Here is a 16,216-nt window from a genome sequence, read left to right on the forward strand (position 1 = left end):
AAAAAGGCCGAGCTATGAGCTCGGCCGTAGTCCAACAGGGAGGTATGAAGATGATGAGCGTTTCAGCATCACCGCCTTCGAGTGCTCATTTAGGGGTCAGTTTGTGAACGTTCAAGGCAATTAACCCTGTGAACACTTCATGTCCGTTATGCTATTTACGCATAGCTACAGTTTTCCCATCTGTTTCAGTTGTTTACGCTGTTCGATGATTTCGTCCTGCACGAAATCGCGAAACGCGCCAACGCGTTTTGAATGCCGTAATTCTTCCGGGTAGGCCAGATAGACCGGAACATCTGCGGTTTCGATGTCTGACAGGATGGGCACGAGGTGCGGAAAATCCTGAGTGACATAATCGGGCAGAACACCGATGCCCAGATTGTGCAAAACGCCCTGAAGCACACCAAAATAGTTGTTCACAGTCAGCAAGGACCCGGGATTATAGGTCATCAGGTGGCGCACCATGGCGGCACTGGCTCCAACCTGCGGCGCCGCAGGGGTCTGACAAATCAGACGGTGGTCCTTGATCTCTTCCAGGGATTGCAACATGCCGCCGTGGTTTTCGATATAATCCTGGGTTGCATACAGCATCATCTGAACGGTCATAAGGCGCTTGCGCACCAGATCAGCCTGGCTGGGTTCTTTCATGCGGATGGCGACGTCCGCTTCGCGCATCGGAAGATCCAGAACGCGTTCTTCAAGCATCAGGTCGATGTTAAGGTCAGGGTATTGCTCGTACAGTTTGGGCAAGCGCGGTGCCAGCCAGAGTGTTCCAAAGCCGAAGGTCGTCGTGACACGCAAGACGCCAAATACTTCTTCCTCGCTGTCGCGAATACGCGCGGCTGCGGCATCCAGCCGTTTCGACATGGCGGATGTGGCGTCGAACAACAACTCGCCCTGTTCGGTGAGAATCAGTCCCCGCGCGTGACGGTGGAACAGGGTGGCATCCAGAGACTCTTCCAATGCGCGGATCTGTCGGCTTACGGCGGATTGAGACAGGTTCAGCTTGTCTCCGGCGTGCGTAAGGCTGCCCGCATCGGCCACCGCGTGAAATATTCTAAGCTTGTCCCAATCCATCACCGCAACTTTCGTTATCTTTCAGAAGCCCTATATGAAATAGGTAACAAGTTCTACATTCAATGGACGAAATCGTTACATATCAGTGGATAAATTCTATACAGGTCAGAATTTATGACCTAAAATGAGCCCAAGTAAAGCACACTGATCTGACGAGGGGAGACGTCTGATGAGCCAGCCACAGATAACGCTGAACGACCGGTTCGATCTTGAGAAAAACCCGGTTCTTCTGAATGGAACGCAGGCGCTTGTGCGCTTGATGCTGATGCAAAAGGCCAGAGACCGGCAAGCGGGCCTTAACACGGCGGGATTGGTCACCGGGTACCGCGGGTCGCCTTTAGGGGCAGTGGATCAGCAAATGATGCGGGCCCAAAAGCCACTGGCCGAAAGCGATATCACGTTTCAGTTCGGTTTGAACGAAGACCTGGCGGCTACCGCGCTTTGGGGCAGCCAGCAGGCGGGTCTGCGCGGCGACGGCAAATTCGATGGCGTCTTCGGGCTTTGGTATGGCAAGGGGCCGGGCGTTGACCGGTCCGGTGACGTCATGCGCCACGCAAACATGGCGGGGACAGCCAAACATGGCGGTGTGCTCATGGCGATGGGCGATGACCATACCGGCGAAAGCTCGACTGTTCTGCACCAATCAGAATGGTCTCTGGTCGACATGTATATGCCGATTGTCAGCCCAGCGGGGGTTCAGGAAATCCTCGATTACGGGATTTACGGCTTTGCGCTTAGCCGGTTTGCTGGTGTCTGGGTTGGCCTGAAAACGATGAAAGATACGATCGAGGTCACTTCGGTCGTGGATGGCAGCCCTGACCGCATGCAGGTTGTTTTGCCCGAGTTCGACATGCCGGACGGTGGGTTGAATATTCGTTTGGGCGATACCCCGCATCTGCAGGAAACGCGCGTCATCGACTACAAGAGGTTTGCAGCCGAGACGTTTTCTCATGCCAATAAGCTCGACAAGCGAATGTGGGGCAAACCCGGTGCCAAGATCGGCTTTGTGGCTGCAGGCAAGAACTGGCTAGATCTGACACATGCTCTTTCGCTTTTGAATATCGAGGAGGCCGAGGCCGAACGACTCGGGATCACCACCTATAAAGTTGGGCAAACTTTCCCGTTGGATATGGCCGGGTTCCACGACTGGGCCGAAGGGCTGGACTTGATTGTGATCGTCGAGGAAAAGCGCAAGCTGATCGAAGTTCAGGTCAAAGAGGCCATTTTTGACGACCGGCGTGGTCGCAGGGTTTATGGCTGGTACAAAGGTGGTGCCGGAACGTTGCACCGGGAAGAATTGTTCCCCACACGCGGTGCCTTGGATCCGATCATGATCGCCGAAAAACTAGGCGAAATCCTGATCGAAGAGGGGCGTGAAACTGAAGGCATCAACGCCGGGCTTGCATCGTTGTCCGAAGCACGCCGGGCCGACAACGCGCAGGAAATTGCGACGCGGCTTCCGTATTTCTGTTCGGGCTGTCCTCATAACAGCTCAACGAAGGTGCCCGATGGCAGCCGCGCCTATGCCGGTATCGGCTGTCACTATATGGTTCAGTGGATGGACCGTGAGACGACAGGTTTCACCCAAATGGGCGGTGAAGGCGCGAACTGGATTGGTGAAGCACCGTTTTCGACCACCAAGCATGTGTTCCAGAACCTCGGCGACGGCACCTACAACCATTCGGGCGTTCAAGCGATCCGGGCGGCGTTGTCGGCAGGAACGAACATCACCTTTAAAATCCTGTTCAACGACGCGGTCGCCATGACCGGCGGGCAGGACAACGAAGGCGACCTGACCGCAGAACGGATCGTTGCAGAGGTCAAAGCGATGGGCGTCCGCGAGGTCGCGCTGGTCTATGACGAAAAGGAAGACGTAAACTTCAAGGCTCTGCCAGCCAGCGTTCAGACATACGAGCGCGCGGATCTTATGCAGGTGCAGGAGAAATTCCGCGAGATCGAAGGTGTTTCGGTCATAGTCTATGTTCAGACCTGCGCGGCTGAGAAACGTCGTCGCCGTAAGCGGGGCACATTCCCGGACCCGGACAAGCGTGTGTTCATCAACACAGATGTCTGTGAAGGCTGTGGCGATTGTGGGGTGCAGTCGAACTGCGTGTCGATCGTGCCGAAACAAACCGAACTGGGCCGCAAGCGCGCCATTGATCAGTCAAGTTGCAACAAGGATTTTTCTTGCCTGAACGGCTTTTGCCCTTCGTTCGTGACGCTTGAGGGCGCGAAGATCCGCAAAGAGGCAACGACCGAGATCGACTTGCCGGACCTGCCGATGCCCGAGCTGCCCGCGATCAAGGGAACGCATAACGTGGTCATCACGGGTGTTGGGGGTACTGGCGTCGTTACCCTTGGCGCAATTCTTGCTCAGGCGGCGCAGATCGATGGCAAGGGCGCGGGTATGATGGAAATGGCGGGCCTGGCGCAGAAAGGTGGCGCAGTTCATATCCACTGCCGTCTTGCCAATCGTCCCGAAGATATCAGTGCCATCCGTGTCGCCACCGGTGAAGCCCACGCGCTGATCGGCGGTGATTTGGTTGTTTCCGCCGGGGCGAAGACCTTGGGTCTGACGCGCACAGGACGTACTGGCGCAGTCGTAAACAGCCATGAAACGGTTACGGGCGATTTCACACGCGATACAGAGTTCCGCATTCCAGCCGATCAACTGGAGCTGGCCTTGCAGGCGCGACTGAAAGAAGATGTCTCATTGTTTGACGCGACTGATCTGGCGCGCGCCGTGATGGGGGATTCGATCTATTCCAACATGATGATCTTTGGCGCGACCTGGCAGCGTGGATTGTTGCCGGTCAGCCACCAGGCGATCTTTGACGCCATCGAGTTGAACGGAACGGCGGTTGAACGAAACAAGCGTGCGTTTGATATCGGTCGTTGGGCCGTACTGCATCCAGAAGAGGTGCAGTCCATTCTGTCGCCAACTGTGGCCGAGATGCCAAAGACGCTGGACCAGATCATCGCGTTCCGTGCGCAGCACCTGACCGATTACCAAAGTGCCCGGCTGGCGAAACGGTATCGTAAGTTGGTCGACAGCATTGAGGATACCGAGGTTCGCGAAGCGGTGGCGAAGGGCTATCACAAGTTGTTGTCCTACAAGGATGAATACGAGGTTGCCCGCCTTCTGCTGACCAGCCGGGAAAAGGCGGCGGCCGAGTTTGATGGCGACTTTAGGATGACCTTCCATTTGGCGCCGCCCATTTTCGGTGGGACAGGCAGCAATGGCAGGCCCAAGAAGCGCGCATTCAGCGAATCTGTCATGGGACCGTTGAAGGTGCTTACCAAATTGAAGGCTCTGCGTGGGACGCCGTTCGATATTTTCGGGTATTCGTCCGAACGCAAGATGGAGCGCGCTTTGATCCGGCAGTACGAAAAGGACATGCGCGAAGTGCTGCCTTTAATGTCGCAGGACACGCGTGATGCGATTTCTGCCTTGGCTCGATTGCCATTGGATATCCGTGGTTTCGGACCTGTTTTGCAGGAAAACGAGGCCAAAGCAGCCAAACGGCGCGAGGAGTTGCTGGCATCCATCCGCAGCGGCGGGCCCGAGATGAAGGCTGCGGCGGAGTAACTCGTCACAACCCTGTCACGATGGCTAGGCAAAATTGTTACTTGCACTTATTTTGCAAGCAACAAACCGGAGACCCAAATGCCTTCTCGTCGTCATGCTGTTCGTGACATCTCTTATGCCCATTCCGCCGAAACCAAAGGCGGGCGAATGGTTATTAAGCTTATGGAGAATACCACGGGCCGTATGCGCCTGATCAAACGCGCAGATGGATACGAGAAAGACGTTGCCAACGGGCGCGACTTTTGGGCCGTGATGGTCGAACGCTATGGCCTGACATTGGATGTTGTGGGAGGATCGCTTGCAAACATTCCGACGGATGGCCCCCTGATCCTGATTGCCAATCATCCCTATGGCATTCTGGATGGCCTGATGATGGGGCATATCCTGTCTGAGACACGCGGTGATTTCCGTATTCTGGCCCATCGGGTGTTCCGCAAGGCTGAAGACCTGAACCGTATCATTTTGCCCATTTCGTTTGATGAAACCAAAGAAGCGATGAAGCTGAATTTGGAGACGCGCAAAACGGCTCTCAACTATCTGGGCGAGGGTGGGGCGATTGGCATTTTCCCCGGAGGCACGGTCAGCACTGGCGTCAAACCGTTTGCACATCCGATGGATCCGGGTTGGCGTGGCTTTACTGCGCGGATGGTGGCAAAATCCAATGCCACCGTGGTGCCGGTTTTCTTTGATGGGCACACGTCGCGGCTGTTCCAGATCGCCAGCCATTTGCACAACACGCTACGCATGGGCCTGTTGATCAAAGAATTCAAAAAACGCGTCGATACCCCAGTGAAAGTGGTGATCGGAGAACCTATCGGGCGCGACGTTCTGAACCCGTTGGGTAAGGATACGCGCAAGATGATGGATTTCCTGCGCAAAGCGACGTATGAGCTGTCTCCGACACCGCTGAAGTCTTATGACTATGGCTATGAATTTGAGGAACGGCATCGCGCCTGAAGGGGCTAATGGCAGTAGGTATCTTTGATTCCGGATTGGGCGGTCTTACCGTCCTGAGCGCCGCGCAGACACGTCTGCCTGACGTTGATTTCCTGTATTACGCGGACAGCGCGCATGCCCCATACGGTGTGCGCGATGCCGAGGACATCTATCAGCTGACCCGAAAGGCCGTGCAGGACCTTTGGGATCGCGGCTGCAACTTGGTGATTCTGGCCTGCAACACCGCCAGCGCGGCGGCGCTGCGCCGGATGCAGGAAGAGGGCGTGCCCGAAGGCAAACGTGTGCTTGGTGTCTTTGTTCCCTTGATCGAGGCCCTGACCGAACGGCAGTGGGGCGACAATTCCCCACCTCGCGAAGTGGCGGTCAAGCATGTCGCCTTGTTCGCCACGCCCACCACTGTATCCAGCCGGGCCTTTCAGCGCGAGCTGGCGTTCCGGGCAATTGGCGTGGATGTCGAGGCGCAGGCATGTGGTGGCGTCGTGGATGCCATTGAAGACGGTGACATGATCCTGGCCGAGGCGCTGGTGCGCAGCCATGTGGAAGCCCTCAAGCGCAAGATGCCTGAACCGCAGGCGGCCATACTGGGCTGCACGCATTACCCGCTTATGGCTGACGTGTTTCAGGCGGCATTGGGACCTGATGTGCAGGTCTACAGCCAGGGGGCGCTGGTTGCGGAAAGCCTTGCGGATTATCTGCATCGCCACCCCAACATGCTGGGTAGCGGCCCGGGAGGGTTCCTGACGACGGGGAAACCCAATGTGGTGAGCGATCGGGCGACACAGTTCCTCCGACGACAAATCACATTCGAGGCCGCCTGACTTCGGTCAAGGACGCGGCCGCTCTGCTTTCATTAATTCAAGACCGTCGCATCGGCGGTCGTAACATGTGACACACGTTGAGAAGAGGTCTGACATGACCCATAAAATCGCAATTCTGGGCGCTTCGGGCTATACCGGTGCGGAACTGGTGCGGCTGATCGCCGAACACCCCAACATGGAAATCGTCGCGCTGGCCGCCGAACGCAAGGCGGGGATGACCATGGCGCAGGTTTTCCCGCATCTGCGTCACATGAACCTGCCGGATCTTTGCAAGATTTCCGAGATCGATTTTTCCCGGATCGATCTGTGTTTTTGTGCCCTTCCGCACAAGACCAGCCAGGAAGTGATCAGCGCGCTGCCCAAGGATCTGAAGATCATCGATCTGTCTGCTGACTTCCGGCTGACTGATCCGGATGAATATGAAAAGTGGTACGGAAACCCGCATACCGCTCTCGAGCAGCAGGAAGAGGCCGTTTATGGCCTGACCGAGTTCTATCGCGACGAAATCCAGGGCGCGCGGCTGGTGGCGGGCACAGGGTGCAACGCGGCAACCGGTCAATACGTTCTGCGGCCGCTTGTTTCTGCCGGGGTGATTGATCTGGACGATATCGTGCTGGATCTGAAATGTGCTGTATCCGGGGCAGGGCGGTCGCTGAAGGAAAACCTGCTGCACGCCGAACTGAGCGAGGGCACCAACGCCTATGCCGTCGGCGGCATCCACAGGCATCTGGGCGAGTTCGATCAGGAGTTTTCCAAGCTGGCCGGTCGTACGGTTCATGTGCAGTTCACTCCGCACCTGATCCCTGCAAACCGGGGTATTCTGGCCACCACCTACGTGAAAGGTGACCCGAATAGCATCTATGAAACGCTCGCAAAGGCTTATGCGGATGAGCCTTTCATTCAGATGCTGCCGATGGGCGAGACACCGTCGACCCACCACGTGCGCGGGTCCAACTTCTGTCATATCGGGGTTGTGGCAGATCGGATCGAACGGCGTGCGATCGTGATCGCGGCGCTGGATAACCTGACAAAAGGTAGCAGTGGCCAAGCCTTGCAGAACGCCAATCTGATGTTAGGTGAGATTGAAACCCGGGGCCTGATGATGGCACCGTTATTCCCGTGAGGACGGTATGAAAACGCTCAAGAAACGTCGCCGAGTACAAGTCATTCTGGTAGCTGTCGTTGCCTTGGTGGCATCGACGGCGTTGATTGGCTATGCCATGCGCGACGGGATCAACTTTTTCCGCTCGCCAAGCCAGGTGATTGCCGAACCGCCCAAACCGACCGAGGTCTTTCGGATCGGCGGCCTGGTCGAAGAAGGTTCGATCATCCGTGGGCAGGGCGAAACCGTACATTTTGTCGTCACCGACGGCGGCGAAAGCGTCAAGGTTTCTTTCACCGGGGTTCTGCCTGATCTGTTTTCGGAAAATCAGGGCATGGTCGGCACCGGACGTTACGTGAACGGTGTATTCGAAGCCACTGAAATTCTTGCCAAACATGACGAAACCTATATGCCGAAGGAAGTCGTGGACGCGTTGAAAGAGCAGGGCGTGTACAAAGAGGCTGAAGAAAGCTGACCTGACCGATATTCGTGTTGAGGGCGTTGCGCGCGGGATGCGGGCAGCGCCCTTGGTCGTTCAGGCTTGTTAATTCTTTTTCGGGATCGTCAGCGCCATTCAACGAAATGAGGGCGCTATGCAAACGGTTCGGCAGATTGCCAGTGAAATTGTGCGCCGGGAAGGCGGGTATGTGAATGACCCGGACGATCCGGGCGGGGCAACCAAGTTCGGTGTCACGATCCATACGATGCGCAGGCTTGGACTGGACCTGACCGGGGATGGGCTGGTTGACGTGGCGGATGTCCGGGCGCTTACTCAGCGCGAGGCAGTCGACATCTTTGTTCAGCACTACTTTGAAAAGCCACGTATCGCGCTGTTGCCGGATGTTCTGCATGCCTCTGTTTTTGACATGTATGTCAATGCCGGTGCGCAAGCAGTAATAATCCTGCAACGGCTTTTGCGTGATATGGGGTTTGACGTGATGGCAGATGGCGTGATCGGCGCGCTAACGGCGCAGGCGTGCGAAGACGCGGCCCAACCGGATCCCAACGCGTTGCGCGATGCGTATGGCGTGGCGCGGCGGAACTATTACTTTCGGCTGGCCGACAAACGACCGGCATCCAGAAAATACGCGCGCACCCGATCCGGTGGCAAAGGAGGCTGGATCAAACGGGCCGAAGAGTTTCTGTCGCCACGCTACCGTCTGACGGAAAGTGAATTCAAGGAAAGGGTTGCGGCATGGGGTTGATCTCGGGGGTATTGGCGCTGTTGTTCGGGGGCGGTCGCAACGCTGTGCGTGAGACGGTTGAAATATACCGGGAAAACGCCGAGTCCCGTGCCGAGCGCGCGACCGAGTTGCAAAGTCAGGCAATGACGCAGTTCGGCCGAGAGTTCGCGGTTCCTCAAAAAGGCCTGTTCGACCGCGTCATGGATGGCGTGAACCGGTTGCCGCGCCCGGCTTTGGCGCTTGGAACGCTGGGATTGTTTGTTGCCGCGATGGTGGATCCGCTTTGGTTCGCTGAACGCATGCAGGGCATTGCGCTGGTGCCGGAACCTCTTTGGTGGTTGCTGGGCGTGATCGTCTCTTTCTATTTTGGCGCGCGCCATCAGAGCAAAATGCAGGATTTTCAGCGCGATATAGGCGCAGCCATGCAGCGGTTGCCGACGGTCATGGGGAACATAGAAACGGTGCGGGCCATGCGCAGCGACAGCCCGGGCGTCGCCGACCCCGGCCCCGATGCCAACCTGATACAGAACGCCTTGCGTCCTGATGCGAATCCAGCATTGACCGATTGGCGCAAGCTTCGGGGGCTTTGACCCGCGACACTATGTGCCCCCGGATCATGCGAAAGGTAATGGCCCCCGGTTCGGCCTCGCAGTATATTCCGGGGCATGATTACAGAGCTTGGCCACTTCGCCCTCATCCTCGCCTTTTTCGTCGCCATCGTGCAAAGCGTGGTGCCTCTGATCGGTGCGTCAAAAAACTGGACCGGCTGGATGGCTTTTGCCGAGCCTGCTGCCATCGTCCAGTTTCTGCTGACTGCGTTTTCCTTCGGTGCGCTGATCTGGGCTTTCATCGTGTCGGACTTTTCGCTGCGGATCGTGGTCGAAAACAGTCATTCGGCCAAGCCGATGATCTACAAGATCAGCGGGACGTGGGGAAACCACGAAGGATCGATGCTGCTCTGGGTGCTGATTGTCACGCTGTTCGGAGCGATGGCGGCGTTCTTTGGGGGCGGGTTGCCCCCAAGCCTGAAGGCGCGTGTGCTTGCGGTTCAATCTGCCATTGCCGTGGCATTTTTTGCTTTCATTCTGTTTACCTCGAACCCGTTTGACCGGCTGGCAATTGCGCCGTTTGACGGGCGGGATCTGAACCCGCTGTTGCAGGATCCCGGTTTGGCCTTCCATCCGCCATTTCTGTATCTCGGCTATGTGGGGCTGAGCATGGCGTTCAGTTTTGCCATCGCCGCGCTGATCGAAGGGCGTATCGATGCGGCATGGGGGCGCTGGGTTCGCCCATGGACGCTGGCCGCCTGGGTATTTTTGACAATCGGCATCGCTTTGGGGTCCTGGTGGGCCTATTACGAGCTGGGCTGGGGCGGTTTCTGGTTCTGGGATCCGGTTGAGAACGCCTCTTTCATGCCGTGGCTCCTGGCGGCAGCGCTGCTGCATTCGGCAATCGTTGTTGAAAAGCGCGAGGCGCTGAAAAGCTGGACCATCCTGCTGGCAATCATTGCCTTCGGGTTTTCGCTGATCGGAACATTCATCGTTCGTTCGGGGCTGCTGACCTCGGTTCACGCCTTTGCCAATGACCCGGAACGCGGGGTGTTCATCCTGTTCATTCTGGTGGTTTTCATCGGCGGGGCGCTGACTTTGTTTGCCGCGCGGGCGCAGGCGATGGAGGCCAAGGGTGTCTTCGGCATGGTCAGCCGCGAAAGCGCGCTGGTCGTAAACAACGTCCTGCTGGCGGTCAGCTGCTTCGTGGTCTTTGTCGGTACCATGTGGCCGATGGTGGCCGAGATGATGTTTGATCGCAAACTCTCGGTCGGGGCGCCGTTTTTCAACGCTGCATTCTCTCCATTCATGGTTTTGCTGGGATTGATCCTTCCCATCGGGGCCATGTTGCCGTGGAAACGGGGGCGGATCGGAAAAACGGCGTGGTCGTTGCGCTATGCCTTTGGTCTGGCCCTGGCGATTGCCCTGCTGGTTTGGGCGATGCAGACCGGCCGCAGCGCTTTGGGGCCGGTGGGTCTGTTCCTTGGGGCGTGGATAACGTTTGGTGCCATCGTTGATCTGTGGAGCCGTACGGGGCGCAATGGCAGCCTGAAACGCTTGTTCCGCCTGCCGGGGGCGGATTGGGGTAAAGCCGTTGCTCATACCGGGCTGGGTGTCACCATCTTTGCCATTGCAGGCCTGACTGCATGGGAGGACGAGGATATTCGCGTCGCCCAACCCAACCAACCTTTCGAAGTGGGACAGTTCACGCTGACGCTGCAAGATGTACGTCGGGTCGAGGGGCCGAACTATTTTTCGACCACGGCGGATGTTCTGGTTGAAAAGAATGGCCGCCCGATCGGGACATTGCACCCGGAAAAACGGGACTACCCCGTTGCGCGGATGCCCACGACCGAAGCGGCGATCGATTATCGTTTCCTCGGCGACCTTTACGTCGTGATCGGAGATCAACAGGCAGATGGCGGCTGGGTGATGCGAACCTATATCAAGCCGCTTGCAAACTGGATCTGGGGCGGCTGTATCCTGATGGCGCTTGGCGGTGTCCTGAGCCTGTGTGACAGGCGATTCCGCGTGGCCGCAGGCGCAAGAAAAACCCCGGTCGGCGGAGTACCTGCGGAATGAAACGCCTTGTTCTGATTCTGATGATGCTCGCAACACCCGTCTTTGCGGTGCAGCCTGACGAGGTTCTGGATGATCCGGTACTGGAACAACGGGCGCGGGATCTCAGCGCCGGACTGCGTTGCCTTGTGTGCCGCAATGAGAGCATCGACGAAAGCAACGCGGATCTCGCGCGCGATCTGCGCGTGTTGTTGCGGGAACGGTTGGTGGCTGGGGATACGGACGAACAGGCGATCGCGTTTATCGTTGATCGGTATGGCGAATACGTACTTCTGAAACCGACTGCCAGCGGCTCGAACCTGTTTTTGTGGCTGGCCGGGCCAATCATGCTGTTGATCGCTGCCGCGGTTGGGTTGAACTTTCTCCGTACCCGGGCCAAGGCCCGTGCTTCGGTGGACTCTGCCGCGTTGAGCGAGGACGAAAAAGAACGTCTGCGTCAAATTCTTGAAGACTGACGCGTGGTTCTGCTTTTCCCGTCCCGTCCGGGCCAGTAAGTGTGCAAAAACACATGGCGCGACGGGAGGGTTTTCATGAATTACGAAACGGTTGCTCTGGAGATTGCAGACGGTCTGGCAGTTCTGACGCTGAACAGGCCGGACAAGATGAACGCGCTGACCACCCAGATGCGGGCAGAAATTACGCACGCCATGAAAGATGCAGCGATCAAGGCGCGCTGTGTCGTCATCACCGGTTCGGGCCCTGCGTTTTGTTCCGGGCAGGATCTGGGCGATGCGTCTTCAACCGGCAAGATCGATCTGGAACGGTCGCTGCGCGATGAATATGAACCGATGCTGGAGACGATCCACAATTGCCCGGTGCCCACGATTGCCGCAGTGAACGGACCGGCGGCCGGGGCAGGCGCGAACCTTGCCCTTTGTGCCGATGTGGTGATTGCCACCGAAAGCGCCTATTTCCTACAGGCATTTGCCCGTATCGGTCTACTGCCTGATGCCGGGGGAACATGGTTCTTGCCCCGTCAGATGGGGTTGGCCAAAGCAATGGGCGCGGCCTTGTTTGCCGAAAAGATCACGGCAAAGCAGGCGGATGAATGGGGCATGATCTGGGAAGCCGTGCCGGATGACGCTTTCGCCGATCATTGGCGCAAAAGGGCAGAGTATCTGGCAAAAGGCCCCACGGCCGCCTATGGCGCGATCAAGCAAGCCATTCGGGGAACGTATGAAAACACTCTGCAACAGCAGCTTGCGACCGAGGCGCACCTGCAAGGCGAATGCGGCCGTTCGAGGGACTTTGCCGAAGGTGTCGTGGCCTTCATGGAAAAACGCCCTCCGAAATTCGAAGGGCGCTGATCAGGCTGACATCATGCGCGGCGGCGGCGGCGTGTGCGGCGTTCCGGTGCCGCATCGTCATCCGTCCCGTCCGAGGCGGATGTGAACGGACCCAGCGCATCAGCGATCTGATCGAGCGTCGGGCGTTCACCGCGAGGCGTGGTATCCAGCGCCTCACGCATCTTGCGCAGGTGGTCGGGCATGGTTCCGCAGCACCCGCCAATGATGGTCGCGCCGGCATCCCGCGCCATGGCGGCATACTGCCCCATCAGTTCGGGCGTACCGTCATAATGGATGTGACCATCCACGTATTTCGGAATTCCTGCATTGCCCTTCGAAATCAGCGGGCGCTCAGTCCCTTGCGCTGCAAAGCCAAGCACCGTGCGCAGAATGTCGGATGCGCCGGTGCCGCAATTGGCACCGAAAGCGATGGGAGGATTCGGCAGAGTTTCGACCAGCTGGGCCAGATCGGCAGAGGTGACACCCATCATCGTGCGTCCGGCCGTGTCAAAGCTCATTGTGCCGCACCAGGGCATGTCAGTCAGGGCAAAGGCTTCGGCGGCGGCGCGAAACTCTTCTGGGGCGCTGATGGTTTCCACCCACAGAACATCCACCCCACCTTCTTTCAGCGCTTCCGCCTGTTCGTGGAACATTTCCACGGCTTCCGCGTGCGACAGACTGCCGACCGGCTCCATGATTTCACCAGTCGGGCCGACCGATCCTGCAACGACGACAGATCGTCCTGCCTTGTCGGCGATTTCACGTCCCAGCTCGGCGCCGATGCGGTTCAGCTCGCCCACGCGGTTGTGCGCGTCATGCAGTTTCAGCCGTGCCGCTGTGCCGCCGAATGTGTTGGTCAGGAACAGGTCGCTGCCTGCATCAACCGACCCCTGATACAGAGCCCGGATCTTGTCCGGGGCATCCACGTTCCAGAGCTCGGGAGCGTCACCAGATTGCAGGCCCATGTTGAACAGATTCGTTCCCGTGGCACCATCGGCCAGAATGGCGTCATTGGATTCCAGAAGCTTGCTCAGCGCGTTTGTCATAGGGTTGTTCCAGGAAAAGGCGCAAAACGCCGTTAAAAAAAGAGACGCCCCGTGTCTCATGACCAAGGCGTCAAATCAAATTCATAAAACTCATGAAGATCATGAGTCGGACGCCCTAGGCTCAGTTGGTCTCGCTCAGGACCTGCGCCTTGGCTTCGGGCAGAAGCTCGGCCATTTTCGCGCGGATTTCCTCGTCCGAGGACAGGTTGCCCAGATCGCCGGAAACCTTGCGAACAACATCTTCGTGCCCGGCTTCCTCGAAGTCGGAAATCACGACCGTTTTTGCATATTCTTCGGCGTCGGCACCGGATTTACCCAGTTTTTCAGCAGCCCACAGACCCAAAAGCTTGTTGCAGCGGGCTTGTGCCTTGAACTGCATCTCTTCATCATGGGCAAACTTGGCTTCAAAGGCGTTTTCGCGTTCGTCGAACGTCGTCATAGGGCAAGGACCTCTTGGGTTATGTCTTCTTTCCTGATGATATGACTATACGACGTCCCATGCGCAAGGGATTTGCGCTGCGTCAAAGCCTCTCGGGTACATGAACTTGCGGGAAAAGGGTGCTTGGACTATGAGGACGCCAACGTGAGGGGACTCAATCCCTCTGTGCAGAGTGGAAAGGTCGCTTATGGCGCGTCGCAAGAAAATCTATGAAGGCAAGGCCAAGATTCTGTACGAAGGCCCCGAACCGGGCACGATTGTCCAGTATTTCAAGGATGACGCCACCGCCTTCAACGCGGAAAAGAAGGACGTGATCGACGGCAAGGGTGTGCTCAACAACCGCCTGTCGGAATTCTTCATGACCGGCCTGACCCAGATCGGCATTCCGAACCACTTCATTCGCCGCCTGAACATGCGTGAACAGCTGGTTCGCAACTGCGAAATCGTTCCGCTGGAAGTGATTGTGCGCAACTATGCTGCCGGATCGATGTCCAAGCGGCTGGGCATTGCAGAGGGCACGCAACTGCCGCGCCCAATCGTCGAGTACTGCTACAAGGACGATTCGCTGGGTGATCCGCTGGTCACCGAAGAACACATCGCCGCGTTCGGCTGGGCCAGCCAGCAGGACATGGACGATATCCTCAGCCTTGCCTTGCGCGTGAACGATTTCATGAGCGGTGTGATGTTGGCGGTGGGCATTCGTCTGGTCGACTTCAAGATCGAGATCGGCCGCGTGTTTGAAGGCGATTATCAGCGCCTGATCGTTGCTGACGAAATCAGCCCCGACAGCTGCCGCCTGTGGGATATCGAAACCGGTCAGAAACTGGACAAGGACGTGTTCCGCCGTGATTTGGGCAGTTTGACCGACGCCTATTCCGAAGTTGCACGCCGACTGGGTGTCCTGCCCAGCAACAATGTCACCAAGCCGACGCTGATCAACTAGGAACGGCCGGACCACAAGTTTGCCAAAGCGCCGCAACCGTGTTTGCGGCGCTTTTTCGTTCGCGGTTGAAATTGACAGTTTCTCGTTTCCCCAGCATGTTTGCCTCGGGCAGGCACAAAAGTTTCAGGATGGGTGTCAAATGGCGGAACTGTTTGATCAGACAGTATTTCTGAAGTTTCTGGCCGCCGTGCTTGCAATCTTCAATCCGCTTTACAACATCCCCATTTTTCTGAGCATGACCAAGAACTGCACTGCGGCAGAGCGGCGGCACGTTGCGGTTGTTGTCATGATCTCGGTTACCGTCATTGCGCTGACCGCTGTCGTGATCGGGGAAGAGGTGCTTGGGGTTTTTGGCATTGATGTGCCGGCTTTCCGGATTGCCGGAGGGATCATCATTTTCGGAATCGGGATGTCGATGTTGAAGGCCGAGGACCGGCCGCCGGGCGATCAGGCCGCGATGGACGACGGGCACGAGCGGAAACTGAATTTTGCGGTCGTACCGCTGGCGATACCTTTGACCATAGGGCCGGGCACGATTGCCATCACGATCGTTTTTTCGCACCAACTGTCGAACGGCGCCGAAATCGTGACGCTGGGTTCGGCGATCCTGATTGCCTGCGTGATCGTGGGGCTGGGATTGTTGTTCGCAGATCAGATCTCGCGCCTGTTGGGTGAGACAATGATCAACGTCCTGACCCGGATCATGGCCATCCTGCTGGTCGCCGTCGCGGTCGAGATGGTTCTGACTGGCACGTTCCATGCGATTGACGCGCATTATCCGGGATTGGCCAAAGAAGGCGGATAGTTGGATTGCTGCGGCAAACTGCTTTGCAAACAGGGTTGTCGAAAGCCATTTGGCGCGCTATCCCCCGCGCAACGAAATGGGCCTCGGATTGCGGCCCGCAGGTGGAGTTGCCAAAATGAAAGCACGGGTTAATGTGATGCTCAAGAACGGGGTGCTGGACCCGCAGGGCGAAGCGGTTCGGCACGCATTGGGCGCAATGGGCTTTGATCAGGTCGAAGGTGTGCGTCAGGGCAAGGTGATCGACCTTGAACTGGCCGACGGCGCGACCGAAGCAGATGTGACCGAGATGTGCGAAAAGCTTTTGGCCAACACGGTTATCGAACGCTACGAGATCGAACTGGTCTGA

General features: G+C 57.5%; 16 protein-coding genes. 13 read left to right on the forward strand and 3 right to left on the reverse strand.

The features are described 5' to 3' along the window. Nucleotides 1–165: 165 nt before the first annotated feature. On the reverse strand, nt 166–1,074 hold the full coding sequence (locus GOW60_RS06775) for a LysR family transcriptional regulator (protein ID WP_171228688.1): 909 nt from the start codon (nt 1,072–1,074) through the stop codon (nt 166–168). 169 nt (nt 1,075–1,243) lie between these two features. On the opposite strand from GOW60_RS06775, the gene GOW60_RS06780 reads away from it, so the two are divergent. The 10 genes from GOW60_RS06780 (at nt 1,244) to GOW60_RS06825 (ending at nt 12,658) form a co-directional block, all read left to right on the forward strand. Further along, complete coding sequence (locus GOW60_RS06780; protein WP_171228689.1) at nt 1,244–4,663, forward strand: indolepyruvate ferredoxin oxidoreductase family protein; 3,420 nt, start codon at nt 1,244–1,246, stop codon at nt 4,661–4,663. A 78-nt stretch (nt 4,664–4,741) separates the two neighbouring features. Continuing rightward, nucleotides 4,742–5,620 (forward strand): lysophospholipid acyltransferase family protein, encoded by an 879-nt coding sequence (locus GOW60_RS06785; RefSeq protein WP_171228690.1) that lies wholly within the window; start codon nt 4,742–4,744, stop codon nt 5,618–5,620. A gap of 8 nt (nt 5,621–5,628) precedes the next feature. After that, nucleotides 5,629–6,438 carry a glutamate racemase gene (locus GOW60_RS06790; RefSeq protein WP_171228691.1) on the forward strand — a complete coding sequence of 270 codons (810 nt, stop codon included), beginning with the start codon at nt 5,629–5,631 and terminating at the stop codon, nt 6,436–6,438. Between the two features lie 94 nt (nt 6,439–6,532). Continuing rightward, entirely contained in the window at nt 6,533–7,561 is a 1,029-nt protein-coding gene (argC, locus tag GOW60_RS06795) for an N-acetyl-gamma-glutamyl-phosphate reductase (RefSeq protein ID WP_171228692.1), read from the forward strand. Nucleotides 7,562–7,568: 7 nt separating this feature from the next. Next, nucleotides 7,569–8,015, forward strand: coding sequence for a cytochrome c maturation protein CcmE (gene ccmE / locus GOW60_RS06800; protein WP_171116077.1), 447 nt, complete (start codon nt 7,569–7,571; stop codon nt 8,013–8,015). Between the two features lie 118 nt (nt 8,016–8,133). Continuing rightward, on the forward strand, nt 8,134–8,745 hold the full coding sequence (locus tag GOW60_RS06805) for a holin-associated N-acetylmuramidase (protein WP_171228693.1): 612 nt from the start codon (nt 8,134–8,136) through the stop codon (nt 8,743–8,745). After that, nucleotides 8,736–9,314, forward strand: a complete 579-nt coding sequence (locus tag GOW60_RS06810; protein WP_171228694.1) for a holin family protein — start codon at nt 8,736–8,738, stop codon at nt 9,312–9,314. Before GOW60_RS06805 ends, GOW60_RS06810 begins: the two co-directional genes overlap by 10 nt. Nucleotides 9,315–9,389: 75 nt before the next feature. Further along, nucleotides 9,390–11,354 (forward strand): heme lyase CcmF/NrfE family subunit, encoded by a 1,965-nt coding sequence (locus GOW60_RS06815; protein ID WP_171228695.1) that lies wholly within the window; start codon nt 9,390–9,392, stop codon nt 11,352–11,354. Next, on the forward strand, nt 11,351–11,806 hold the full coding sequence (locus tag GOW60_RS06820) for a cytochrome c-type biogenesis protein (protein ID WP_171116069.1): 456 nt from the start codon (nt 11,351–11,353) through the stop codon (nt 11,804–11,806). Before GOW60_RS06815 ends, GOW60_RS06820 begins: the two co-directional genes overlap by 4 nt. A gap of 75 nt (nt 11,807–11,881) precedes the next feature. Further along, nucleotides 11,882–12,658 carry an enoyl-CoA hydratase-related protein gene (locus tag GOW60_RS06825; RefSeq protein ID WP_171228696.1) on the forward strand — a complete coding sequence of 259 codons (777 nt, stop codon included), beginning with the start codon at nt 11,882–11,884 and terminating at the stop codon, nt 12,656–12,658. Between the two features lie 11 nt (nt 12,659–12,669). Here GOW60_RS06825 and bmt read toward each other — a convergent pair whose 3' ends face one another. Then, nucleotides 12,670–13,683 (reverse strand): betaine--homocysteine S-methyltransferase, encoded by a 1,014-nt coding sequence (bmt, locus tag GOW60_RS06830; RefSeq protein WP_171228697.1) that lies wholly within the window; start codon nt 13,681–13,683, stop codon nt 12,670–12,672. A 121-nt stretch (nt 13,684–13,804) separates the two neighbouring features. Continuing rightward, nucleotides 13,805–14,122: a DUF1476 domain-containing protein gene (locus tag GOW60_RS06835; protein WP_152457893.1), complete on the reverse strand. Its 318-nt coding sequence runs from the start codon at nt 14,120–14,122 to the stop codon at nt 13,805–13,807. 187 nt (nt 14,123–14,309) lie between these two features. Here GOW60_RS06835 and purC point away from each other — a divergent pair, with 187 nt between their 5' ends. The 3 genes from purC to purS all read left to right on the forward strand — a co-directional run bounded on the left by purC (nt 14,310) and on the right by purS (nt 16,216). Next, a complete protein-coding gene (gene purC, locus GOW60_RS06840) occupies nt 14,310–15,065 on the forward strand; it encodes a phosphoribosylaminoimidazolesuccinocarboxamide synthase (protein WP_117869044.1) in 756 nt (251 codons plus the stop codon). Nucleotides 15,066–15,204: 139 nt separating this feature from the next. Continuing rightward, nucleotides 15,205–15,870, forward strand: a complete 666-nt coding sequence (locus GOW60_RS06845) for a MarC family protein (RefSeq protein ID WP_171228698.1) — start codon at nt 15,205–15,207, stop codon at nt 15,868–15,870. 115 nt (nt 15,871–15,985) lie between these two features. Continuing rightward, a complete protein-coding gene (gene purS / locus GOW60_RS06850; RefSeq protein ID WP_171228699.1) occupies nt 15,986–16,216 on the forward strand; it encodes a phosphoribosylformylglycinamidine synthase subunit PurS in 231 nt (76 codons plus the stop codon).

The organism is Ruegeria sp. HKCCA4008 (genome assembly GCF_013033125.1).
Taxonomy (GTDB): domain Bacteria; phylum Pseudomonadota; class Alphaproteobacteria; order Rhodobacterales; family Rhodobacteraceae; genus Ruegeria.